The sequence below is a fragment of the Citrobacter sp. CFNIH10 genome (genome assembly GCF_002934585.1).
GTDB lineage: Bacteria > Pseudomonadota > Gammaproteobacteria > Enterobacterales > Enterobacteriaceae > Citrobacter_A > Citrobacter_A amalonaticus.
In genome coordinates this window covers 1623981-1647679 of record NZ_CP026216.1, presented here as the reverse complement: position 1 = coordinate 1647679, position 23699 = coordinate 1623981, and the positions used below count along the sequence as shown (strand labels likewise).

The window sequence follows — 23699 nt, the reverse complement described above, 5'->3', positions numbered from 1 at the left end:
CCTATTACTCATCCGTCGTCTGACAAGCCATCTCCTTACTTTTTTGGAATGAGCTATGTCTGCAACTACCCCTAAATTGTCCCGCCGCGAACAGCGCGCGCAAGCACAACACTTTATCGATACGCTGGAAGGCACAGCCTTCCCGAACTCAAAACGGATCTACATCACCGGTTCACAACACGATCTTCGCGTCCCGATGCGGGAAATTCAGCTTAGCCCGACGCTCATCGGCGGCAGCAAAGCGGAACCGCAGTTTGAAGAGAACGAAGCGATTCCGGTGTACGACACCTCCGGTCCGTATGGTGATCCGGATGTGGCAATTAACGTCCAGCAGGGGCTGACAAAGCTGCGCCAGCCGTGGATTGATGCGCGTAACGACAGCGAAGCCTTAACTGACCGCAGCTCTGTCTATACCAAAGAACGTCTGGCCGACGACGGTCTGGATGAACTGCGTTTCACCGGTTTGCTGACGCCAAAACGCGCGAAAGCAGGCAAATGCGTGACGCAACTGCACTACGCGCGCCAGGGTATCGTCACCCCGGAAATGGAGTTTATCGCCATTCGTGAAAACATGGGCCGTGAACGCATCCGCAGTGAAGTGTTACGCCAGCAGCATCCGGGTGAAGGATTTGGCGCACGCCTGCCGGAGAACATCACGCCGGAATTTGTGCGTGATGAAGTGGCCGCTGGACGAGCTATCATCCCCGCCAACATCAATCACCCGGAATCGGAACCGATGATTATCGGGCGTAATTTCCTGGTGAAGGTGAACGCCAATATCGGCAACTCTGCCGTCACCTCCTCCATCGAAGAAGAAGTGGAGAAACTGGTGTGGTCAACGCGCTGGGGAGCGGACACCGTAATGGACCTCTCCACCGGTCGCTATATCCATGAAACCCGCGAATGGATCCTGCGCAACAGCCCGGTACCGATCGGTACCGTTCCGATCTACCAGGCGCTGGAGAAGGTCAACGGGATCGCCGAAGATCTGACGTGGGAAGCCTTCCGCGATACGCTGCTGGAGCAGGCCGAACAGGGGGTGGACTACTTCACCATTCATGCCGGCGTACTGCTGCGCTATGTGCCGATGACCGCGAAACGCCTGACAGGGATTGTCTCGCGCGGAGGGTCCATTATGGCGAAATGGTGTCTCTCTCATCACAAAGAGAACTTCCTCTTCCAGCACTTCCGCGAGATTTGTGAAATCTGCGCTGCCTATGACGTGTCGCTGTCGCTCGGCGATGGCCTGCGTCCGGGTTCCCTTCAGGACGCCAACGACGAGGCACAGTTCTCAGAACTGCACACACTGGGCGAACTGACCAAAATCGCCTGGGAGTATGACGTGCAGGTGATGATTGAAGGTCCGGGCCATGTGCCGATGCAGATGATCCGTCGCAACATGACCGAAGAGCTGGAGCACTGTCATGAAGCGCCATTCTACACCTTAGGCCCGCTGACCACTGATATCGCACCGGGTTACGACCATTTCACCTCGGGAATTGGCGCAGCGATGATCGGCTGGTTTGGCTGCGCGATGCTCTGCTATGTCACCCCGAAAGAACACCTTGGCCTGCCAAACAAAGAAGATGTGAAACAGGGGCTGATTACCTACAAGATTGCCGCCCATGCCGCCGATCTGGCGAAAGGGCATCCGGGGGCGCAAATCCGTGATAACGCGATGTCCAAAGCGCGCTTTGAATTCCGCTGGGAAGACCAGTTTAATCTGGCGCTCGATCCGTTTACCGCCCGCGCTTACCACGATGAAACCCTGCCGCAGGAATCCGGCAAAGTCGCGCACTTCTGCTCCATGTGCGGCCCGAAATTCTGCTCAATGAAAATCAGTCAGGAAGTCCGTAACTACGCCGCCGCGCAGACCATCGAAGTGGGGATGGCGGATATGTCAGAAAACTTCCGCGCCAAAGGCGGAGAAATCTACCTCAAGCGGGAGGAAGTCTGATGATTCAACCCGATTTCCCAACGGTTCCTTTTCGCCTGGGCCTCTATCCGGTTGTCGACAGCGTAACGTGGATTGAACGCCTACTGGATGCGGGCGTGCGTACGCTCCAGTTGCGCATCAAAGATAAGCGTGATGAAGAGGTGGAAGCCGATGTGGTGGCCGCCATCAAACTGGGGCGGAAATACAACGCCCGTCTGTTTATTAACGATTACTGGCGGCTGGCGATCAAACACCGCGCCTATGGCGTGCATCTGGGTCAGGAAGATCTGGAAACCACCGAACTGAAGGCGATTCAGGCGGCGGGATTACGCCTGGGCGTCTCGACACACGACGATATGGAGATCGACGTAGCGCTGGCGGCACGTCCCTCCTACATCGCGCTGGGCCACGTTTTCCCGACGCAGACTAAGCAGATGCCGTCCGCGCCGCAAGGACTGGAACAACTCGCACGGCATATCAATCGTCTGAATGATTATCCTACCGTCGCCATTGGCGGTATCAGCCTGGAGCGCGCACCCGCCGTGCTGGCGACTGGTGTAGGGAGTATTGCGGTGGTCAGCGCCATTACCCAGGCCGAAGACTGGCGGGCGGCCACCGCGCAATTGCTGGCGATAGCAGGAGCAGGCGATGAATGACCGTGACTTTATGCGCTATAGCCGTCAGATCCTGCTGGGCGATATCGCCATTGACGGTCAGCAAAAGCTGCTTGCCAGCCGTGTGCTGATCGTCGGGCTGGGCGGATTAGGCTCACCGGCCGCGCTGTATCTGGCAGGAGCCGGTGTCGGCACGCTGGTGCTGGCTGACGACGATGAGGTTCATCTCAGCAACCTGCAGCGGCAGATCCTGTTCACCACGGATGATATTGCCCGCGCTAAATCGCAGGTTGCACAGCAGCGGCTGGCACGACTCAATCCGGATATCGAACTGCTCTCGCTGACGCAGCGTCTGAGTGGAGAGGCGCTCAGGCATGCAGTGGCGCAAGCGGATGTCGTGCTCGATTGCACCGACAACATGGCGACGCGTCAGGAAATTAACGCCGCCTGCGTGGCGCTCGATACCCCGCTGATCACCGCCAGCGCGGTCGGTTTTGGCGGCCAGTTGATGGTGTTGACGCCGCCCTGGTCACAAGGCTGCTATCGCTGCTTATGGCCGGATGACGCGGAACCCGAACGCAATTGCCGTACCGCAGGCGTTGTCGGCCCCGTCGTCGGGATGATGGGGACCCTGCAGGCACTCGAGGCAATCAAGCTCCTAAGCGGTATGGAGATACCCGGCGGCGAATTGCGCCTGTTTGACGGCAAAACCAGCCAGTGGCGCAGCCTGGCATTACGCCGCGCCAGCGGGTGCCCAGTGTGTGGAGGGCGACATGCGAATACAGTTCAATGATGAGCCAATGCAGTGTGCAGAAGGACTCTCCGTGCATACACTGCTGACGCAATTGAATCAGTTAAAACCCGGCGCCGCACTGGCGCTGAATCAACAGATCCTGCCCCGCGAGCAGTGGGAGCAGCACATCGTGCAGGAAGGCGACCAGATCCTGCTTTTTCAGGTTATCGCAGGGGGTTGAAATGTTACGAATTGCAGATAAAACATTTGATTCGCATCTGTTCACGGGCACGGGTAAGTTTGCATCACCAGCATTAATGATTGACGCGATCCGCGCCTCCGGTAGCCAACTGGTGACGCTGGCCATGAAGCGAGTGGATTTGCGCCAGCATAATGACGCCATCCTGGCTCCTCTTATCGACGCGGGCGTCACGCTGTTGCCCAACACCTCCGGGGCGAAAACGGCAGAAGAGGCAATCTTTGCCGCACAGCTTGCGCGCGAGGCGCTCGGTACCCATTGGCTGAAGCTGGAAATTCATCCCGATGCGCGCTGGTTGCTGCCGGACCCCATTGAAACGCTGAAAGCCGCCGAGGCACTGGTAAAACAAGGATTTGTGGTGCTGCCTTACTGCGGTGCGGATCCGGTGCTGTGTAAACGGCTGGAAGAGGTGGGCTGTGCGGCAGTGATGCCGCTCGGCGCGCCGATTGGCTCTAATCAGGGGCTGGAAACCCGGGCCATGCTGGAGATTATTATCCAGCAGTCCACCGTTCCGGTCGTGGTGGATGCCGGAATCGGCGTACCCAGCCACGCCACGCAGGCGCTGGAAATGGGCGCGGACGCCGTGCTGGTGAATACGGCGATTGCCGTGGCGGACGATCCGGTGATGATGGCCCGCGCTTTCCGTCTGGCGGTAGAAGCCGGCCTTCTGGCGCGTCAGGCAGGACCGGGTAGTCGCAGCCGTCAGGCGCAGGCCACCAGCCCACTGACCGGTTTTCTGGAGATCCCGGTATGAAAACGTTCACCGACCGCTGGCAGCAACTCGACTGGGACGACATCCGCCTGCGCATCAACAGCAAAACGTCCGCTGACGTTGAGCGGGCGCTAAATGCCCCCCACCCCAGCCGCGACGATATGATGGCACTGCTGTCACCTGCCGCGAGCGCATACCTTGAACCGCTGGCACAGCGGGCGCAGACGCTGACCCGCCAGCGCTTCGGCAATACGGTGAGTTTTTACGTCCCGCTGTATCTCTCCAATCTGTGCGCTAACGACTGTACCTACTGCGGTTTTTCGATGAGTAACCGCATCAAGCGCAAGACACTGAATGAAACGGACATTATCCGGGAGTGTGCGGCGATCCGCGAGCTGGGTTTCGAACATCTCCTGCTGGTCACCGGCGAGCATCAGGCAAAGGTGGGAATGGACTATTTCCGTCGCCACTTGCCCACCATTCGCCAGCAGTTTTCGTCATTACAGATGGAAGTTCAACCGTTAGCCGAGGCGGAATATGCCGAACTGAAAACGCTGGGACTCGACGGCGTGATGGTCTATCAGGAAACGTATCACGACGCGATGTACGCGCAGCACCATCTGAAAGGGAGAAAACAAGATTTCTTCTGGCGGCTGGAAACCCCGGACCGACTGGGGCGCGCCGGTATCGACAAAATCGGCCTCGGGGCGCTGATTGGTCTTTCCGACAACTGGCGGGTGGACTGCTATATGGTTGCAGAGCATTTGCTGTGGCTTCAGCAGCACTACTGGCAAAGCCGCTACTCGATTTCGTTCCCGCGCCTGCGTCCGTGCGCTGGCGGTATTGAGCCCGCCTCAATCATGGATGAGCGCCAACTGGTACAAACCATTTGCGCGTTCCGTCTGCTGGCACCGGAAATTGAGCTGTCGTTGTCGACGCGGGAGTCGCCCTGGTTTCGTGACCACGTGATCCCGCTGGCGATTAACAACGTCAGCGCGTTCTCGAAAACCCAGCCTGGCGGGTATGCGGACAATCATCCTGAACTGGAACAGTTTGCGCCACATGACAACCGCCGTCCCGAAACTGTCGCCGATGCGCTTGCCGCGCAGGGGCTTCAGCCGGTATGGAAAGACTGGGATGCGTATCTGGGGCGCGCTTCGCAAAGGCGATGAACCGTCTTGCAAACGGGTAACCATTTTACGAGCCGCGACGAAAGAGAGAAAATGAGAGGTTGTTGTTAGCCTCTCACTTTTTTAACGTATCACCGTCAGCCTTAACGCTGTCCAGGGCGAAGAGCTTCTTCCTCGTTTCGCCCTACCTTCACCGAAATCAGCGAGATAAAACACCAATTTCAGCCCAAAATGGCCACTGGGGTGTACACTTCTTAAGATAAATCACCTCGACTTATATCAGCGAGATTATAATTGCCTACATTCTTCCTGATATGCAGAGCCACATTGTTGGCTTCACTTCGCACTTCTCTTCGGGATTTACACTTTCTGGATAAGTACAGTAATGGCACGTCATAACAGAAAACTTTCATTCACGACGCCAATATTGGTGAGCTTTACGGGGATCATACTCAGCTTTTTATTGATCGCCATATTCATAACTTTTACGCAGAAGAATGATTTTCTTGAAGATTATCATGGTATTAATCGGAACTTCACCCATAACCTGGCGGTGAACTATACCGAGTCTTTGCTACGCGAAAATGATTATATCCTTGGTCGGGCGGCGACCTACTTTTCTCGTAATGACCACCTGAACGACACGGTTAACCTTGACCCGGAACAAGGTCTGAAAACCATCATGCAATTGCAGACGCTGATGCCCTCAGTCTCCTCGATCTCATTGGTAGATATAGAAGGCCATTACCTGCGCGCGCCCCAGGTGCTAAATACCGAACGCAGCACAACATTCGACGTGAAATCGCGTCCCTGGTTTATGGATCAGGCTGAAGCCAGTACCTTTAGCAACTATACCGCCCCCTACATTGACTATTTTACGCACCACCCTACGGTGACGATCTACAAACCGGTCATCTCTCCCGAAGGGAAAATGAAAGGTACGATTGCGTTTCATCTTGATCTGACGTCAATGGGTTACGCATTGCGCCAGATGGTGGCTCCCGTCCAGGGCGAGTTCTATGTGGTCGACCGTGATGGAAAAGTGGTACTGCATCCGGATACAGGCGCGCTGTTTAAACAGTATGTCAGTAAAAAAACCATGAGCCGGATGACCAGCGGTGAAGGACATCTGTACGACCCGGACACTCAGGACTGGTACTACTACTATTCGTTCACCAACCCGGACTGGTTTGTGATTTATCGGGTTTCAGATACAACCCTCGTCGATCTGACACGTCATGAGACCAACATTGTGGTCTGGGGATTTGCCCTTGCGGCGATCATCATTGCGCTGTTTGGTCTCTATCTTCGCCACGCTTCACGCACGGTGCTGATGAATATCATCAACGCAATCAAGACCGGCGATGTGAAACGCGCACCGCGCCTTGAAGCAATGCTGAGCAAAGCTATCGAGTCCAATAAGGAGCGCGAACTGGCTTACGTTCGACAGGCGACCATTGATGCCCTGACCGGTTGTAAAAACCGCCGCGCTTTTGACAGCGATATCGCCGCGCTGATGAACGATCACCAACCGTTCGTTCTGGCACTGGTGGATATTGATAATTTTAAATTTATCAATGATACCTGGGGACATTTGAATGGCGACATCGTCCTGCGTAACGTCGCGCGCGAAGGGATTCAGATCATGCAACCCGCCGCCGTTTCTGTCTATCGCTATGGCGGTGAGGAGTTTGCCGTGCTGTTCTCGGGTGAGCAATTGAACAACGCGCATACCCTACTGGAACGCTGGCGCATTGAGGTCGCGCAGCGCTCATGGCGTGAAGAGGGTCTGCACGTCACCTTTAGCGCCGGACTCGGGGAATGGAATCTGGAAGCGCAGGAACAGCTGATCATGCGTGTAGATGAAGCGCTATACAAAGCCAAACAGGAAGGAAAAAACCGGATTATTGTCGCGAATCGCTGATCATCCCCTCTCTGCAACGCCCGTTATGACGGGCTTTTTTTCATTTTGAGAAAAACCGCAACCGGTTTCATTATTTGTGCGATTTCTTTGTGATGCTTTACACACATTCGCGGTAAGGCGGTTGTTCTCATCACTCGGTCGGACTAAAGATGAAGTATCAATGGAACCGTGAGAGCGAACTATGAAGAATATCGTTTTATGCTGTGCCGCCGGTATGTCCACCAGCATGCTGGTACAACGAATGAAAGATGCCGCTCAGAAGAAAGGGATCGAAGTGACGATCAAGGCTGTGCCTGTCGCAGAGTTTAAAGAGAATATTGCCACGGCGGACATCGTTCTGTTGGGCCCGCAGGTCAAGTATGAGCAGGCAAAATTGCAGGCGCTGGCCGATCCGCTCGGTAAGAAAGTCGCCGTGATCGACATGATGGATTACGGCATGATGAAAGGCGATGCCGTGCTGGAAAAAGCCCTGAAGCTGATGGAGCCCTAACATGGAAGAGTTAGAAACCATCATTATGGAACTGCTGGTTAATGCCGGAGCCGCACGAAGCCAGGCATTGACCGCCCTGCAACTGGCTCGCAAAGGCGACTTTGCCGGTGCCGAACAGGCGATGGAAGAGTCACGCGATTACGTCAAACTGGCGCATAAAATCCAGACGCAACTGATCGGGATCGATGAAGGAACCGGTAAGCTGCCGGTGAATCTGATCACCGTCCACTCGCAGGACCATCTGATGAACGCGATGGTGATTCAGGATCTGGCAGGTGACATGATTGAACTGTATCGCCGAATCCCGCTGGCAAACTGATAAAAAAGCCTGGTGGCGCTACGCTTACCGGGCCTACAAAAACGCCATAAAAAAACCCGCCGAAGCGGGTTTTTTACTGTCAGGCAGTCAACGATTACTCGTTGTCAGAACCACCCAGACCTGCGTTCAGCAGTTCTGCCAGGCTGGCAGAGGCATCTTCTGCAGTCACCTGCGGTGCAGCCGGAAGTTCACCCGCAGCACGGCGACGCATACGATCCTGGTGGTACGCATAACCGGTACCCGCCGGGATCAGACGACCTACGATAACGTTCTCTTTCAGGCCACGCAGTTCGTCGCGTTTACCCGCAACGGCTGCTTCGGTCAGGACACGCGTGGTCTCCTGGAACGATGCGGCAGAGATGAACGACTCGGTTGCCAGAGACGCTTTGGTGATACCCAGCAGATCGCGGGAGAACGTGGCGCCCACTTTGCCGTTCGCTTCCAGTTCGCGGTTAGCGATCTTGACGCGGGAGTATTCAACCTGTTCGCCTTCCAGGAAGTCGGAGCTACCAGCGCTTTCGATGGTGGCTTTACGCAGCATCTGACGAACGATAACTTCGATGTGTTTATCGTTAATCTTAACGCCCTGCAGACGGTATACGTCCTGAACTTCGTTAACGATGTAACGAGTTACAGCATGAACACCACGCAGACGCAGAATGTCGTGCGGTGCTTCCGGACCGTCGGAAACCACGTCACCACGTTCTACACGTTCACCTTCGAACACGTTGAGCTGACGCCATTTCGGAATCATCTCTTCGTACGGATCGCTACCGTCTACCGGGGTGATAACCAGACGACGTTTCCCTTTGGTTTCTTTACCGAAGGAAATAATACCGCTGATTTCAGCCAGGATTGCCGGCTCTTTCGGACGACGTGCTTCGAACAGGTCCGCAACGCGCGGCAGACCACCGGTGATGTCCTTGGTACCGCCGGATTCCTGCGGAACACGCGCCAGGGTGTCACCAGAACTGATCTGTACGCCATCTTCCAACTGAACAATCGCTTTACCCGGCAGGAAGTACTGCGCAGGCATGTCGGTACCCGGGATCAGTACGTCGTTACCCTGAGCATCAACGATTTTCAGTGCAGGACGCAGATCTTTACCACCGGTAGTACGTTCTGCGGAATCCAGAACCACCAGAGAAGACAGACCGGTTAACTCGTCGGTCTGACGCGTAATGGTCTGGCCGTCGATCATGTCAGTGAAGCGGACAAAACCACTCACTTCCGTGATAACCGGCATAGTGTGCGGATCCCAGTTTGCTACGGTTTCACCGCCGGCAACCTGCTCACCATCACCTTTCGCCATCACAGAGCCGTAAGGCACTTTATAGCTTTCTTTGGTACGACCGAATTCGTCGATCAGTTTCAGCTCAGTGTTACGGGAGGTGATCACCAGTTTACCGCTGGAGTTCACAACCGACTTCGCATTGCTCAGACGGATGCTACCTTTGTTTTTCACCTGGATGCTGGATTCAGCAGCCGCACGAGATGCCGCACCACCGATGTGGAACGTACGCATCGTCAGCTGTGTACCCGGCTCACCGATGGACTGTGCCGCGATAACGCCGATAGCTTCACCTTTGTTGATGATGTGGCCACGCGCCAGGTCACGACCATAGCAGTGCGCACATACACCAAAGTCGGTGTCACAGGATACAACAGAGCGAACTTTCACAGAGTCAACGGAGTTTGCTTCCAGCAGATCACACCACTGTTCGTGCAGCAGCGTGTTGCGCGGAACCAGAATATCCGCCGTACCCGGCTTCAGAATGTCTTCTGCGGTTACACGACCCAGAACGCGATCGCGCAATGGCTCTTTAACATCACCACCCTCGATAACCGGGGTCATGGTGATACCTTCCAGCGTGCCGCAGTCGTCTTCGGTAACAACCAGATCCTGTGCAACGTCAACCAGACGACGCGTCAGGTAACCGGAGTTCGCTGTTTTCAGTGCGGTATCCGCCAGACCTTTACGCGCACCGTGCGTGGAGATGAAGTACTGGAGTACGTTCAGACCTTCACGGAAGTTCGCGGTGATCGGCGTTTCGATGATGGAGCCATCCGGCTTCGCCATCAGACCACGCATACCCGCCAGCTGACGAATCTGTGCAGCAGAACCACGCGCACCGGAATCGGCCATCATGTAGATGCTGTTGAAGGAAACCTGCTGCTCTTCCTGACCGTCACGGTTAATCACGGTTTCGGTTTGCAGGTTATCCATCATCGCTTTGGAAACGCGATCGTTCGCCGCAGCCCAGATATCGATCACTTTGTTGTAACGTTCGCCGGCGGTAACCAGACCAGACTGGAACTGTTCCTGGATCTCAGCCACTTCAGCTTCCGCTTCAGAGATGATCTCGTGTTTTTTCTCCGGGATGACCATGTCATCGATACCAACGGATGCACCTGAACGCGCTGCATAAGCAAAGCCGGTGTACATCGTCTGGTCCGCAAAAATAACGGTCGGTTTCAGGCCCAGAATACGGTAGCAAGTGTTCAGCATCTTGGAGATGGCTTTCTTGCCCAGCGCCTGGTTGACGATGGAGAAAGGCAGACCTTTCGGTACGATCATCCACAGGATTGCACGACCTACCGTCGTATCAATCAGGCTGGTTTTCGCAACGAACTCGCCGTTAGCATCTTTTTCGTATTCGGTGATACGCACTTTAACGCGCGCATGCAGAGAGGCCAGGCCAGCGCGATAAATACGCTCAGCTTCTTTCGGGCCAGTCAGCACCATGCCTTCGCCTTTGGCGTTAACACAGTCACGGGTCATGTAGTACAGACCCAGTACAACGTCCTGAGACGGAACGATGATAGGTTCGCCGTTCGCCGGGGACAGGATGTTGTTGGTAGACATCATCAGCGCACGCGCTTCGAGCTGGGCTTCCAGCGTCAGCGGTACGTGAACAGCCATCTGGTCACCATCGAAGTCGGCGTTATAGGCCGCACAAACCAGCGGGTGCAGCTGGATAGCTTTACCTTCGATAAGAACAGGTTCAAACGCCTGGATACCCAGACGGTGCAGTGTTGGTGCACGGTTCAGCAGTACCGGGTGTTCGCGGATAACTTCGTCCAGGATATCCCAAACGACAGCTTCTTCACGCTCAACCATTTTCTTCGCGGCTTTGATGGTGGTGGCGAGGCCACGCAGTTCCAGCTTGCCGTAGATGAACGGTTTGAACAGCTCCAGTGCCATTTTCTTCGGCAGACCGCACTGATGCAGACGCAGGTATGGACCTACGGTGATAACAGAACGACCGGAGTAGTCAACACGCTTACCGAGCAGGTTCTGACGGAAACGACCCTGCTTACCTTTGATCATGTCGGCCAAAGATTTCAGAGGACGTTTGTTAGAACCAGTGATCGCACGACCGCGACGACCGTTATCCAGCAGGGCGTCAACCGCTTCCTGCAGCATACGTTTTTCGTTGCGTACGATGATATCCGGCGCAGCCAGATCCAGCAGACGTTTCAGACGGTTGTTACGGTTGATCACGCGACGATACAGATCGTTTAGATCCGACGTGGCGAAACGACCACCATCCAGCGGAACCAGCGGACGCAGATCTGGCGGCAGAACCGGCAGAACGGTCAGGATCATCCACTCCGGCTTATTGCCAGACTGAACGAACGCTTCCAGCAGCTTGATACGCTTGGTCAGCTTCTTACGTTTGGTTTCGGAGTTGGTTTCGTTCAGCTCTTCACGCAGAGTTTCACACTCTTGCTCCAGATCCATGCTCTTCAGCAAGGCCTGGATCGCTTCCGCACCCATCTTCGCGTCAAATTCGTCACCGAACTCTTCCAGCGCATCCAGATACTGTTCTTCAGTCAGGATCTGCTGGCGTTCCAGATTGGTCATACCGCCTTCGATAACCACATAGGATTCGAAGTACAGTACGCGTTCGATATCGCGCAGCGGCATATCGAGCAGCAGGCCGATACGGGACGGCAGAGATTTCAGGAACCAGATGTGAGCAGTCGGGGACGCCAGCTCGATGTGGCCCATACGCTCACGGCGTACTTTAGTCTGGGTCACTTCAACGCCGCACTTCTCACAGATCACACCGCGGTGTTTCAGGCGCTTGTACTTACCGCACAGGCACTCATAGTCTTTTACCGGCCCAAAGATACGGGCGCAGAAAAGGCCGTCACGCTCAGGTTTGAACGTACGGTAGTTAATGGTTTCCGGCTTCTTAACTTCACCGAAAGACCATGAACGGATCATGTCTGGCGAAGCCAGAGCAATTTTGATCGCATCAAACTCTTCGGTTTTAGTTTGCGCTTTCAGAAACTTTAATAAGTCTTTCACGGATTTGCTCCCGTCGGAGTTAGCACATTCCGCTGCCGGGTGTTATTCCGGCAGCAGTGACCTGTTTGAGCGAGAATTACTCGTCTTCCAGTTCGATGTTGATACCCAGCGAACGAATCTCTTTCAACAGTACGTTGAAGGATTCCGGCATGCCCGGTTCCATCTGATGGTTGCCATCTACGATGTTCTTATACATCTTAGTGCGGCCGTTCACGTCATCAGACTTAACGGTGAGCATTTCCTGCAGGGTGTATGCCGCGCCGTATGCTTCCAGCGCCCATACTTCCATCTCCCCGAAGCGCTGACCACCGAACTGCGCCTTACCACCCAGCGGCTGCTGAGTAACCAGGCTGTAGGAACCGGTGGAACGAGCGTGCATCTTATCGTCGACCAGGTGGTTCAGTTTCAGCATGTACATGTAACCTACAGTTACCGGACGCTCGAACTGCTCACCCGTACGGCCGTCGAACAGCGTGATCTGACCGGAAGTCGGCAGGTCACCCAGTTTCAGCAGCTCTTTAATTTCCGCTTCTTTCGCACCGTCGAACACCGGCGTTGCGATTGGCATACCTTTGCGCAGGTTTTCAGCCAGACGCAGAACTTCTTCATCGCTGAAGGTATTCAGGTCAACTTTCTGACGAACATCAGCGCCCAGATCGTACGCACGCTGGATGAACTCGCGCAGTTTCGCGACTTCCTGCTGCTGTTTCAGCATGGCGTTGATCTTATCGCCGATACCTTTCGCAGCCATACCCAGGTGGGTTTCCAGAATCTGACCGATGTTCATACGAGACGGTACGCCCAGCGGGTTCAGTACGATATCTACCGGCGTACCGTTAGCATCGTGCGGCATATCTTCGATCGGGTTGATCTTAGAAATGACACCCTTGTTACCGTGACGACCTGCCATCTTGTCACCAGGCTGGATACGGCGTTTAACGGCCAGATAGACCTTAACAATCTTCAGCACGCCCGGTGCCAGATCGTCGCCTTGGGTGATTTTGCGGCGTTTCGCTTCGAGTTTTTTCTCGAACTCGTGTTTCAGTTCGTCGTACTGCTCAGCCAGCTGTTCCAGCTGATTTTGTTTCTCTTCATCGGTCAGGCCGAGTTCCAGCCAGCGATCGCGAGGCAGTTTGTCGAGCTTCTCAGCTTCAACACCACCGGCAACCAGCACAGCATAGATACGGCTGAACAGGCCAGCTTCGAGGATCTGCAGTTCTTCAGACAGGTCTTTCTTCGCCTGCTTCAGCTGCATCTCTTCGATTTCCAGCGCACGTTTGTCTTTTTCTACGCCATCGCGAGTAAAGACCTGAACGTCGATAACCGTACCGGAAACACCGTTTGGTACGCGCAGAGAAGAGTCTTTAACGTCAGACGCTTTCTCACCGAAGATCGCACGCAGCAGTTTTTCTTCTGGCGTCAGCTGGGTTTCACCTTTCGGCGTTACCTTACCCACCAGAATGTCGCCGCCGGTCACTTCCGCACCGATGTAAACGATACCGGATTCATCCAGTTTGGAGAGCGCAGCTTCACCCACGTTCGGGATGTCAGCGGTGATCTCTTCCGGCCCCAGCTTGGTGTCACGGGACACGCACGCCAGTTCCTGAATGTGGATGGTGGTGAAACGGTCTTCCTGGACAACACGCTCGGAAACGAGGATGGAGTCTTCGAAGTTGTAACCGTTCCACGGCATGAACGCGACGCGCATGTTCTGACCGAGCGCCAGTTCACCGAGGTCGGTGGACGGACCGTCTGCAAGTACATCACCACGTTCAACCGGCTCGCCCAGAGAGACACACGGCATCTGGTTGATACAGGTGTTCTGGTTAGAACGGGTGTATTTGGTCAGGTTGTAGATGTCGATACCCGCTTCGCCCGGGTACATCTCGTCTTCGTTAACTTTGATAACGATACGGGAAGCATCCACGTACTGAACGGTACCGCCACGTTTAGCCACCGCAGTAACACCGGAGTCAACGGCAACAGCACGTTCCATACCGGTACCTACCAGCGGCTTATCAGCGCGCAGAGTCGGAACCGCCTGACGTTGCATGTTCGCACCCATCAATGCACGGTTGGCGTCATCGTGTTCCAGGAACGGGATCAGGGACGCACCGACGGAAACCACCTGCTGAGTGGAAACGTCCATGTAGTCAACCTGGTCACGGCTGAACAGGCTGGATTCACCTTTGCTACGGCAGGTCACCAGATCTTCTACGAAGTGGCCATCGTCATCCAGGTTCGAGTTCGCCTGAGCGATAACGAAGTTACCTTCTTCAATAGCAGACAGGTAATGAATCTCATCTGTCACAACGCCATCAACCACGCGACGATACGGCGTCTCGAGGAAGCCATATTCGTTAGTCTGTGCGTACACGGACAGGGAGTTGATCAGACCGATGTTCGGACCTTCAGGCGTTTCGATTGGACATACGCGACCATAGTGCGTCGGGTGTACGTCTCGAACTTCAAAGCCAGCACGCTCACGCGTCAGACCGCCTGGGCCGAGGGCAGAGATACGACGTTTGTGCGTAATCTCAGACAGCGGGTTGTTCTGGTCCATAAACTGAGACAGCTGGCTGGAACCGAAGAACTCTTTCACTGCTGCAGAAATCGGTTTGGCGTTGATCATGTCCTGAGGCATCAGGGTATCCAGATCGCCCAGAGACAGACGCTCTTTCACCGCACGCTCAACACGTACCAGGCCAACGCGGAATTGGTTTTCCGCCATTTCGCCTACGGAACGGATACGACGGTTGCCGAGGTGGTCGATATCATCGACTTCGCCTTTACCGTTACGGATATCGATGAGCTTCTTCATCACTTCGATGATGTCGTCTTTGCTCAGGATACCGGAACCTTCGATTTCGTCGCGCAGCAGAGAACGGTTGAACTTCATACGACCGACCGCAGACAGGTCATAACGGTCTTCAGAGAAGAACAGGTTCTCAAACAGGCTTTCAGCCGCTTCACGTGTCGGCGGCTCACCCGGGCGCATCATGCGGTAGATTTCTACCAGCGCGCTCAGACGATCGTTAGTTGGGTCGACGCGTACGGTTTCAGAAATGTACGGGCCGTGATCCAGATCGTTGGTGAACAGGGTTTCGATACGTTTGTGGCCAGACTGGCTCAGCTTAGCCAGCAGATCCAGGCTCAGCTCCATGTTCGCCGGGCAGATCAGCTCGCCAGTGGATTCGTCAACGTAATCTTTCGCAGCCACTTTGCCCGCAATGTACTCAACCGGAACTTCGATATGTTTGATATCGTCTTTTTCCAGTTGGCGGATGTGACGCGCAGTGATGCGGCGGCCTTTTTCAACGTAGATTTTACCGTTCGCTTCGATATCGAAGGAGGCGGTTTCACCACGCAGACGTTCAGGCACCAGCTCCATCTGCAGCTTGTTGTCGCGAATCTCGAAAATCACTTTTTCGAAGAACAGATCCAGGATCTGCTCAGTGGTGTAGTTCAGCGCACGCAGAATAATGGTCGCAGGCAGTTTACGGCGACGGTCGATACGTACGAACAGGTTGTCCTTCGGATCGAATTCGAAGTCCAGCCAGGAACCACGGTAAGGAATGATGCGCGCGTTATACAGCACTTTACCCGAAGAGTGGGTTTTACCTTTGTCGGAGTCAAAGAAGACGCCCGGACTACGGTGCAGCTGAGAAACGATAACACGCTCAGTACCGTTGATAACAAAGGTACCGTTGTCGGTCATGAGCGGAATTTCGCCCATGTAGACTTCTTGTTCTTTAATGTCTTTAACGGTGCCTTCCGGCGCTTCGCGCTCGTAGATCACCAGACGCAGTTTTACGCGCAGCGGTGCGGAATAGGTCACGCCACGGATCTGACATTCCTGAACGTCAAACACCGGTTCGCCAAGACGGTAGCTGACGTATTGCAGCTCGGAATTACCGCTATAGCTCTGAATCGGGAATACGGAACGGAAGGCGGCTTCCAGACCATACTGCCCCTCAGGATCTTGCTCGATAAACTTCTGAAACGAGTCAAGCTGGATAGAAAGGAGATAAGGCACATCCAGAACTTGTGGACGTTTACCAAAATCCTTACGAATACGTTTTTTCTCGGTATAGGAGTAAACCATAGGGTTCCTCAGCTCGCTGACAAGTCGACCCATCTGTCCATTGAGCGGACAGTTTGTGCAACACTATTTTGTTGACCGGAAAATCGAATACTTTCCGCAATGCCTGTTGCTATCACGCTTAAACCATTTCATTGCGATTTACACAGAACGGACGCTCTGTCGCAGTATATTAAGTCGTCGATAGAAACAAGCATTGAAAGGCACAGCAGTAGTCAAACAGTGTGAAACGCTACTGGCGCCTTACAGCGCAAAAAGGCTGGTGACCAAAAAGTCACCAGCCATCAGCCTAATTTCTCAGGCTGCAACCGGAAGGGTTGGCTTATTTAACTTCAACTTCAGCGCCAGCTTCTTCCAGAGATTTTTTCAGTGCTTCTGCGTCATCTTTGCTCACGCCTTCTTTCAGAGCGGCCGGAGCAGATTCTACCAGGTCTTTAGCTTCTTTCAGACCCAGGCCAGTTGCGCCACGTACTGCTTTGATTACAGCAACTTTGTTAGCGCCAGCAGCTTTCAGAATTACGTCGAATTCAGTTTTTTCTTCAGCAGCTTCAACCGGGCCAGCAGCTACAGCAACAGCAGCAGCAGCGGAAACACCGAATTTTTCTTCCATTGCAGAGATCAGTTCTACAACGTCCATTACGGACATAGCGGATACTGCTTCAATGATTTGATCTTTAGTGATAGACATTTAAATTGTTCCTGAATATCAGAATAAGTTTATACGTAAGCAGATGCTTTAAAAAGATAACTGCGATTAAGCAGCTTCTTTCGCATCGCGTACAGCAGCCAGAGTACGAACCAGTTTGCCAGCCGAAGCTTCTTTCATGGTTGCCATCAGGCGTGCAATTGCTTCTTCGTAGGTCGGCAGAGTTGCCAGGCGGTCGATCTGAGACGCCGGGATCAGCTCACCTTCAAAGGCAGCGGCTTTGACCTCAAATTTTGCATTCGCTTTCGCGAACTCTTTGAACAGACGAGCAGCAGCGCCCGGGTGTTCCATAGAGTATGCAATCAGGGTCGGACCAACAAACGTGTCTTTCAGGCACTCGAACGGAGAACCTTCAACAGCACGACGCAGCAGGGTGTTACGAACAACACGCATGTAAACGCCAGCTTCACGACCTGCTTTACGCAGTTCAGTCATTTTATCTACAGTCACGCCACGGGAATCCGCAACTACTGCAGACAGCGCGCCTTTGGCTACTTCGCTGACTTCAGCAACAATCGCTTGTTTGTCTTGAAGATTTAAAGCCATTAGCTTTGCTCCTGGATGTTTGCCGGAACTCATGTTCCGGAACTCACTTCACTCTTTCCAACGAAAAGAGCGTCTTAATACGGTGAGCAGAAACAAGCCAGAGTATCCAAAAATAATCTTAGCGTTCTGTCACCGTCTACGCAGGGGATTAAGTTTCTTACGAAACACCTGCGGTCTTCGACGGAGGCCTGGATTAGGCCAGGCTCCAACGAACAAATCTGTTCTATGCTTCGTCTTTCGAACCGCAATTCAAATGACTTGCAGAGTGTCTGTCTCTTTCAACAGAAACGTGGGGGTAGAATTGTAGACAAATCCACCGCCCACGTAAAGCTAATCTTAGTTCGCAGAAGCGCTCAGACCAGCCTGATCAACGGCAACACCAGCACCCATGGTGGTGGAGATGCTGATTTTCTTGATGTACACGCCTTTCGCCTGAGTCGGTTTTGCTTTCTTCAGCGCAACCAGCAGAGCTTCCAGGTTTTCTTTCAGTTTGTCAGCGTCAAAATCCACTTTACCGATGGTAGTGTGGATGATGCCGTTTTTGTCGTTACGGTAACGAACCTGACCCGCTTTAGCGTTCTTAACTGCTTCAGCAACGTTCGGCGTTACGGTACCCACTTTCGGGTTTGGCATCAGGCCACGCGGACCCAGAACCTGGCCCAGTTGGCCAACAACGCGCATTGCATCCGGAGAAGCAATAACCACGTCAAAGTTCATTTCGCCTTTCTTGATCTGCTCAGCCAGATCTTCCATACCTACCAGTTCAGCGCCAGCAGCTTTAGCAGCTTCAGCGTTTGCACCCTGGGTAAATACAGCTACGCGAACGGAACGGCCAGTACCGTGCGGCAGTACAGTTGCACCACGTACGTTCTGGTCAGATTTACGCGCATCGATGCCGAGGTTAACGGCAACGTCTACGCTTTCAACGAACTTAGCGGTAGCCAGTTCTTTCAGCAGAGAGATAGCTTCGTTGATGTCGTACTGTTTGGTCGCATCAACTTTCTCACGGATCACACGCATGCGCTTGGTCAGTTTAGCCATTTCTTAGTCCTCCACTACCAGGCCCATGGAACGTGCAGTACCTTCAATGGAGCGAGTCATCGCTTCAATGTCGGCACCAGTCATGTCGGCAGCTTTGGTCTGCGCGATTTCCTGCAGCTGAGCGCGGGAAATTTTACCTACTTTGTCTTTGTTCGGCTTACCGGAACCAGACTTAATACCAGCCGCTTTCTTCAGCAGAACGGCTGCCGGAGGCGTTTTGGTAATGAAGGTGAAAGAACGGTCAGCGTAAACGGTGATAACAACCGGAATTGGCAGACCTTTTTCGATGGAATCAGTCTTAGCGTTGAACGCTTTGCAGAATTCCATGATGTTAACACCCTGTTGACCCAGAGCAGGACCAACCGGCGGACTCGGGTTTGCCATACCAGCTGCAACCTGCAGCTTGACGTAGGCTTGGACTTTCTTAGCCATTCTCAATTTCCTCTGTTGGGTGATAGCGCCTCAGAGAGGCTCCCCGTGATATAAAAATTCGTTCTACGGGCCAGGCCCATAAAAACAAAAGGCGCGAAATTGTATTCCAATCTCACGCCTTGTGCAACGATTAAATCGCCGCTTTTTTGATCGTTACTTAGGCTTTTTCAACCTGTGCAAAGTCCAGCTCTACCGGGGTCGCACGACCGAAGATAGAAACGGATACTTTCAGGCGGGACTTCTCATAGTCCACTTCTTCAACGACGCCATTAAAGTCAGCAAACGGACCATCGTTGACACGCACCATCTCACCCGGTTCAAACAACGTTTTCGGCCGCGGCTTATCACCCACCTGCTGCAGGCGATTCATAATCGCATCAACCTCTTTGTCGCTGATCGGCGCCGGACGGTCAGATGTACCGCCGATAAAGCCCATCACACGCGGTACGCTACGCACCAGGTGCCAGCTCGCGTCATTCATGACCATCTGGACCAGCACATAACCCGGGAAGAATTTACGCTCGCTCTTACGGCGCTGACCACCACGGATTTCAACCACTTCTTCGGTCGGCACCATGACTTCGCCAAACAACTCTTCCATATTGTGTAATTTGATATGCTCACGCAGCGATGTTGCTACGCGGCCTTCAAAACCGGAAAACGCCTGAACGACGTACCAGCGCTTTTTAGGAGCTTCAGACATCTCAGAACCTCAGGCCAGTGATAAAGGAAACCAGGCGAACCAGAATACCATCCAGTCCCCACAGGATCAGTGACATTACTGCGGTAACCGCAGCCACAATCAACGTGGTGTGCAATGTTTCCTGGCGAGTCGGCCAAATGACCTTACGTACTTCAGTACGCGCTTCGCGGGCAAAAGCAACGGTAGCTTTACCTTTTGTCGTCAACAGCGCGACACCACCCGCTGCAGCAATCAGAATTACTACGGCCAGCGCACGCAGCGGCAGCATCATGTCACGATAAAGATAGTTGCCAACAATTGCCACGAGCAGCAATGCCACAACCACGATCCACTTTATCGCTTCCAGGCCACGCCCGCTCCCTTGAGCTTCGGTATTCGCACTCATAAACCAACCTGTCAGAAGTATTCTACAAATAATTTCACCCCGCGAATGCGAGGCTAACCAGTCAACCTTGTGCCGAAATGCATTGGGGGCATTCCGGGCTCAACGCCCTCTTCAGAGCCTGTCTCAGCAATGATTATGACAAATAAAATCACTGATGAGCCAGGTTCTGGTTCGAAAGCGTGCAAAAAGGGCATCAAATGATGCCCTTTTAATGCGCATTGCGTCAAATGTTATCAGCGATTAGCTGAGAACTTTAGCAACAACGCCTGCGCCTACCGTACGGCCGCCTTCACGGATTGCGAAACGCAGACCGTCGTCCATCGCGATCGGGTGGATCAGGGTAACAACCATTTTGATGTTGTCGCCCGGCATTACCATCTCAACGCCTTCCGGCAGTTCGATGGTGCCAGTCACGTCAGTTGTACGGAAGTAGAACTGCGGACGGTAGCCTTTGAAGAACGGAGTATGACGGCCGCCTTCGTCTTTGGACAGGATGTACACTTCGGATTCGAACATCGTGTGCGGCTTGATAGTGCCCGGCTTAGCCAGTACCTGACCACGTTCGATTTCTTCACGTTTGATACCACGCAGCAGAACACCAACGTTCTCACCCGCACGGCCTTCGTCCAGCAGTTTGCGGAACATTTCAACGCCAGTACAGGTAGACTTGGCAGTCTCTTTGATACCAACGATTTCAACTTCTTCGCCCACTTTGATGATACCGCGTTCTACACGACCGGTAACAACGGTACCACGACCGGAGATGGAGAATACGTCTTCGATCGGCAGCAGGAACGGCTTGTCAATCGCACGCTCTGGTTCCGGGATGTAAGAATCCAGGAAGCCAGCCAGTTCGATGATTTTCGCTTCCCACTCTGCGTCGCCTTCCAGCGCTTTCAGAGCAGAACCACGAACGATCGGGGTGTCGTCGCCCGGGAAATCGTACTGAGACAGAAGTTCACGAACTTCCATTTCTACCAGTTCCAGCAGCTCTTCGTCATCAACCATGTCGCATTTGTTCAGGAACACGATGATGTACGGAACGCCTACCTGACGACCCAGCAGGATGTGCTCACGAGTCTGCGGCATCGGGCCGTCAGTCGCAGCAACAACCAGGATCGCGCCGTCCATCTGCGCAGCACCGGTGATCATGTTTTTAACATAGTCGGCGTGGCCCGGGCAGTCTACGTGTGCGTAGTGGCGAGTCGGGGTGTCATATTCAACGTGAGAAGTGTTGATGGTGATACCACGAGCTTTTTCTTCCGGCGCGTTATCGATCTGATCGAATGCGCGAGCAGCACCGCCGTAGGTTTTAGCCAGTACGGTAGTGATGGCAGCGGTCAGCGTTGTTTTACCATGGTCAACGTGGCCGATAGTACCGACGTTAACGTGCGGTTTTGTACGTTCAAACTTTTCTTTAGACATCGATTGTCCCTCTAAGACACGGATAAATCGGTGATATCACCACATCAACCAGGCGATATGCCTGAACTGTTGAATCATTGAGTCGTTACAGAGAAAACACGGGGAGGAGAAGTGAAGTGGTGCTGATACCCAGAGTCGAACTGGGGACCTCACCCTTACCAAGGGTGCGCTCTACCAACTGAGCCATATCAGCACGTCTGGAGCGGGCAGCGGGAATCGAACCCGCATCATCAGCTTGGAAGGCTGAGGTAATAGCCATTATACGATGCCCGCATCCTGAAACTCGGCTACCCAGTTCTTTCTGTAACAAAAAAAGAGACAAGTCTCTTTTCTCATTCGAGCCGATTATTTTCGTAACCAGCTCAGACAGCAATTGCTGCCAGAAAGTGGTGGTGGGGGAAGGATTCGAACCTTCGAAGTCTGTGACGGCAGATTTACAGTCTGCTCCCTTTGGCCGCTCGGGAACCCCACCGGACTTGATGGTGCCGACTACCGGAATCGAACTGGTGACCTACTGATTACAAGTCAGTTGCTCTACCTACTGAGCTAAGTCGGCATCAAGTAGCGCGCATTCTATGGAGACCTGCGTGCTCATGCAACTAAAAAATTGCATAAAATGTTCTATCGCTCACATTTTGCACTATACGACCAAAAAATGGCGTATTTTCAGTCAGCTTAGCATAAAATTTCGACATTATCTGGCAGTCCATTTCCTCCCACCTGCATCGGGTGGTACTTCAACGCACCAAATCATCGCCTGTACATCTGGAATATCCGTCACATTGCGTTTCAGGGAATGACGTTCAGAAGAGATTTTTTCTTATTATTCCCCCCCATCTGGTGTTACCCTCCTGCCCATTGTCCAAATTAACTGAAATGCGACGTGCCATTGCATGCCGGGGATGACGCGCTTTTTATCACTGCCCTGATGGTGTAATGACAGCCAGAAACATGCTTATGAGTATAAAAGAGCAAACGTTAATGACGCCTTACCTACAGTTTGACCGCAACCAGTGGGCTGCGCTTCGTGATTCCGTGCCGATGACCCTCACTGAAGAAGAGATCGCACGGTTAAAAGGGATTAATGAAGATTTATCGCTGGAAGAAGTTGCAGAGATCTATTTGCCCTTGTCGCGTTTGCTTAACTTCTATATCAGCTCGAACCTGCGTCGTCAGGCTGTTCTCGAACAGTTTCTGGGCACGAACGGTGAGCGTATCCCTTATATCATCAGTATTGCTGGCAGCGTAGCGGTGGGGAAAAGTACCACTGCGCGTGTATTACAGGCGTTACTGAGCCGTTGGCCAGAACATCGTCGCGTTGAACTGATCACCACGGATGGTTTTCTTCATCCAAACCAGGTATTAAAAGACCGTGGGTTAATGAAGAAGAAAGGTTTTCCGGAATCGTATGACATGCATCGTCTGGTCAAGTTTGTCTCCGATCTCAAATCCGGCGTGCCAAACGTAACCGCTCCGGTTTATTCGCATCTGATTTATGATGTGATCCCTGATGGGGATAAAACCGTGGCCCAACCCGATATATTAATTCTCGAAGGACTCAATGTTCTGCAGAGCGGGATGGACTATCCACACGACCCTCATCATGTATTTGTTTCGGACTTCGTCGACTTCTCTATTTATGTTGATGCACCGGAAGAGTTACTGCAGACATGGTATATCAATCGTTTTCTTAAATTCCGCGAGGGGGCGTTTACCGACCCTGACTCTTATTTCCATAACTACGCGAAACTGACGAAAGAGGAGGCGATCAATACGGCCACCTCATTATGGAAAGAAATTAACTGGCTGAATTTAAAACAAAATATTCTACCCACGCGTGAGCGCGCGAGTCTGATTATGACCAAGAGCGCCAATCATGCCGTCGAGCAGGTTCGCCTGCGAAAATAATTAAAAAGGGAGCTTT

At 53.3% G+C, this 23699-nt stretch carries 19 protein-coding genes and 4 tRNA genes; 10 read left to right on the top strand and 13 right to left on the bottom strand.

Going from position 1 to position 23699, the window contains the following annotated elements:
* The first annotated feature begins 55 nt into the window (after positions 1-55).
* The 9 genes from thiC (at position 56) to C2U53_RS11305 (ending at position 8117) form a co-directional block, all read left to right on the top strand.
* The gene (gene thiC / locus C2U53_RS11345; protein WP_104445909.1) at positions 56-1957 is read left to right on the top strand and encodes a phosphomethylpyrimidine synthase ThiC; all 1902 of its coding nucleotides are present in this window, start codon (positions 56-58) and stop codon (positions 1955-1957) included.
* Positions 1957-2592 carry a thiamine phosphate synthase gene (gene thiE / locus C2U53_RS11340; RefSeq protein ID WP_042998979.1) on the top strand — a complete coding sequence of 212 codons (636 nt, stop codon included), beginning with the start codon at positions 1957-1959 and terminating at the stop codon, positions 2590-2592. The genes thiC and thiE overlap by 1 nt, the downstream gene beginning before the upstream one ends.
* Positions 2585-3343 (top strand): HesA/MoeB/ThiF family protein, encoded by a 759-nt coding sequence (locus C2U53_RS11335; protein ID WP_042998978.1) that lies wholly within the window; start codon positions 2585-2587, stop codon positions 3341-3343. Before thiE ends, C2U53_RS11335 begins: the two co-directional genes overlap by 8 nt.
* Positions 3324-3524, top strand: a complete 201-nt coding sequence (thiS, locus tag C2U53_RS11330) for a sulfur carrier protein ThiS (RefSeq protein WP_042998977.1) — start codon at positions 3324-3326, stop codon at positions 3522-3524. The genes C2U53_RS11335 and thiS overlap by 20 nt, the downstream gene beginning before the upstream one ends.
* A gap of 1 nt (position 3525) precedes the next feature.
* Positions 3526-4296 carry a thiazole synthase gene (thiG, locus tag C2U53_RS11325; protein ID WP_044256804.1) on the top strand — a complete coding sequence of 257 codons (771 nt, stop codon included), beginning with the start codon at positions 3526-3528 and terminating at the stop codon, positions 4294-4296.
* Positions 4293-5426 (top strand): 2-iminoacetate synthase ThiH, encoded by a 1134-nt coding sequence (gene thiH, locus C2U53_RS11320; protein ID WP_099433012.1) that lies wholly within the window; start codon positions 4293-4295, stop codon positions 5424-5426. Before thiG ends, thiH begins: the two co-directional genes overlap by 4 nt.
* Before the next feature lie 343 nt (positions 5427-5769).
* Entirely contained in the window at positions 5770-7308 is a 1539-nt protein-coding gene (locus C2U53_RS11315) for a sensor domain-containing diguanylate cyclase (RefSeq protein ID WP_044256802.1), read from the top strand.
* A 181-nt stretch (positions 7309-7489) separates the two neighbouring features.
* Positions 7490-7798 carry a PTS sugar transporter subunit IIB gene (locus C2U53_RS11310; protein ID WP_042998973.1) on the top strand — a complete coding sequence of 103 codons (309 nt, stop codon included), beginning with the start codon at positions 7490-7492 and terminating at the stop codon, positions 7796-7798.
* A gap of 1 nt (position 7799) precedes the next feature.
* Positions 7800-8117, top strand: a complete 318-nt coding sequence (locus tag C2U53_RS11305; protein WP_042998972.1) for a PTS lactose/cellobiose transporter subunit IIA — start codon at positions 7800-7802, stop codon at positions 8115-8117.
* 94 nt (positions 8118-8211) lie between these two features.
* Here C2U53_RS11305 and rpoC read toward each other — a convergent pair whose 3' ends face one another.
* The 13 genes from rpoC to C2U53_RS11235 form a co-directional block, all read right to left on the bottom strand.
* Entirely contained in the window at positions 8212-12435 is a 4224-nt protein-coding gene (gene rpoC, locus C2U53_RS11300; RefSeq protein WP_042998971.1) for a DNA-directed RNA polymerase subunit beta', read from the bottom strand.
* Positions 12436-12511: 76 nt separating this feature from the next.
* A complete protein-coding gene (rpoB, locus tag C2U53_RS11295) occupies positions 12512-16540 on the bottom strand; it encodes a DNA-directed RNA polymerase subunit beta (RefSeq protein WP_042998970.1) in 4029 nt (1342 codons plus the stop codon).
* Between the two features lie 319 nt (positions 16541-16859).
* Positions 16860-17225 carry a 50S ribosomal protein L7/L12 gene (gene rplL / locus C2U53_RS11290; protein WP_012133812.1) on the bottom strand — a complete coding sequence of 122 codons (366 nt, stop codon included), beginning with the start codon at positions 17223-17225 and terminating at the stop codon, positions 16860-16862.
* Positions 17226-17291: 66 nt separating this feature from the next.
* Complete coding sequence (gene rplJ / locus C2U53_RS11285; RefSeq protein ID WP_042293041.1) at positions 17292-17789, bottom strand: 50S ribosomal protein L10; 498 nt, start codon at positions 17787-17789, stop codon at positions 17292-17294.
* 336 nt (positions 17790-18125) lie between these two features.
* Entirely contained in the window at positions 18126-18830 is a 705-nt protein-coding gene (rplA, locus tag C2U53_RS11275) for a 50S ribosomal protein L1 (protein WP_042998969.1), read from the bottom strand.
* Between the two features lie 3 nt (positions 18831-18833).
* On the bottom strand, positions 18834-19262 hold the full coding sequence (rplK, locus tag C2U53_RS11270; protein WP_012133815.1) for a 50S ribosomal protein L11: 429 nt from the start codon (positions 19260-19262) through the stop codon (positions 18834-18836).
* 157 nt (positions 19263-19419) lie between these two features.
* Positions 19420-19965, bottom strand: a complete 546-nt coding sequence (nusG, locus tag C2U53_RS11265) for a transcription termination/antitermination protein NusG (protein ID WP_003862341.1) — start codon at positions 19963-19965, stop codon at positions 19420-19422.
* A gap of 1 nt (position 19966) precedes the next feature.
* Positions 19967-20350 carry a preprotein translocase subunit SecE gene (secE, locus tag C2U53_RS11260; RefSeq protein ID WP_012907759.1) on the bottom strand — a complete coding sequence of 128 codons (384 nt, stop codon included), beginning with the start codon at positions 20348-20350 and terminating at the stop codon, positions 19967-19969.
* 240 nt (positions 20351-20590) lie between these two features.
* On the bottom strand, positions 20591-21775 hold the full coding sequence (tuf, locus tag C2U53_RS11255) for an elongation factor Tu (RefSeq protein ID WP_042998968.1): 1185 nt from the start codon (positions 21773-21775) through the stop codon (positions 20591-20593).
* A gap of 117 nt (positions 21776-21892) precedes the next feature.
* A tRNA-Thr gene (locus tag C2U53_RS11250) sits at positions 21893-21968 on the bottom strand.
* A gap of 5 nt (positions 21969-21973) precedes the next feature.
* Positions 21974-22048 (bottom strand) — tRNA-Gly (locus C2U53_RS11245).
* Positions 22049-22162: 114 nt separating this feature from the next.
* A tRNA-Tyr gene (locus tag C2U53_RS11240) sits at positions 22163-22247 on the bottom strand.
* 8 nt (positions 22248-22255) lie between these two features.
* Positions 22256-22331 (bottom strand) — tRNA-Thr (locus C2U53_RS11235).
* A gap of 401 nt (positions 22332-22732) precedes the next feature.
* Here C2U53_RS11235 and coaA point away from each other — a divergent pair.
* A complete protein-coding gene (gene coaA, locus C2U53_RS11225; protein WP_061069505.1) occupies positions 22733-23683 on the top strand; it encodes a type I pantothenate kinase in 951 nt (316 codons plus the stop codon).
* The last annotated feature ends 16 nt before the right edge of the window (positions 23684-23699 follow it).

Bases quoted from the DNA above. Each gene is read 5' to 3' on its own strand.
- C2U53_RS11305 (WP_042998972.1), top strand. From the start codon at position 7,800: ATGGAAGAGTTAGAAACCATCATTATGGAACTGCTGGTTAATGCCGGA.
- rplA (WP_042998969.1), bottom strand. From the start codon at position 18,830: ATGGCTAAACTGACCAAGCGCATGCGTGTGATCCGTGAGAAAGTTGAT.
- thiC (WP_104445909.1), top strand. From the start codon at position 56: ATGTCTGCAACTACCCCTAAATTGTCCCGCCGCGAACAGCGCGCGCAA.
- rpoB (WP_042998970.1), bottom strand. From the start codon at position 16,540: ATGGTTTACTCCTATACCGAGAAAAAACGTATTCGTAAGGATTTTGGT.
- C2U53_RS11310 (WP_042998973.1), top strand. From the start codon at position 7,490: ATGAAGAATATCGTTTTATGCTGTGCCGCCGGTATGTCCACCAGCATG.
- coaA (WP_061069505.1), top strand. From the start codon at position 22,733: ATGAGTATAAAAGAGCAAACGTTAATGACGCCTTACCTACAGTTTGAC.
- rplK (WP_012133815.1), bottom strand. From the start codon at position 19,262: ATGGCTAAGAAAGTCCAAGCCTACGTCAAGCTGCAGGTTGCAGCTGGT.
- tuf (WP_042998968.1), bottom strand. From the start codon at position 21,775: ATGTCTAAAGAAAAGTTTGAACGTACAAAACCGCACGTTAACGTCGGT.
- thiS (WP_042998977.1), top strand. From the start codon at position 3,324: ATGCGAATACAGTTCAATGATGAGCCAATGCAGTGTGCAGAAGGACTC.
- thiE (WP_042998979.1), top strand. From the start codon at position 1,957: ATGATTCAACCCGATTTCCCAACGGTTCCTTTTCGCCTGGGCCTCTAT.
- thiG (WP_044256804.1), top strand. From the start codon at position 3,526: ATGTTACGAATTGCAGATAAAACATTTGATTCGCATCTGTTCACGGGC.
- rplJ (WP_042293041.1), bottom strand. From the start codon at position 17,789: ATGGCTTTAAATCTTCAAGACAAACAAGCGATTGTTGCTGAAGTCAGC.
- C2U53_RS11335 (WP_042998978.1), top strand. From the start codon at position 2,585: ATGAATGACCGTGACTTTATGCGCTATAGCCGTCAGATCCTGCTGGGC.
- secE (WP_012907759.1), bottom strand. From the start codon at position 20,350: ATGAGTGCGAATACCGAAGCTCAAGGGAGCGGGCGTGGCCTGGAAGCG.
- C2U53_RS11315 (WP_044256802.1), top strand. From the start codon at position 5,770: ATGGCACGTCATAACAGAAAACTTTCATTCACGACGCCAATATTGGTG.
- rplL (WP_012133812.1), bottom strand. From the start codon at position 17,225: ATGTCTATCACTAAAGATCAAATCATTGAAGCAGTATCCGCTATGTCC.
- nusG (WP_003862341.1), bottom strand. From the start codon at position 19,965: ATGTCTGAAGCTCCTAAAAAGCGCTGGTACGTCGTTCAGGCGTTTTCC.
- thiH (WP_099433012.1), top strand. From the start codon at position 4,293: ATGAAAACGTTCACCGACCGCTGGCAGCAACTCGACTGGGACGACATC.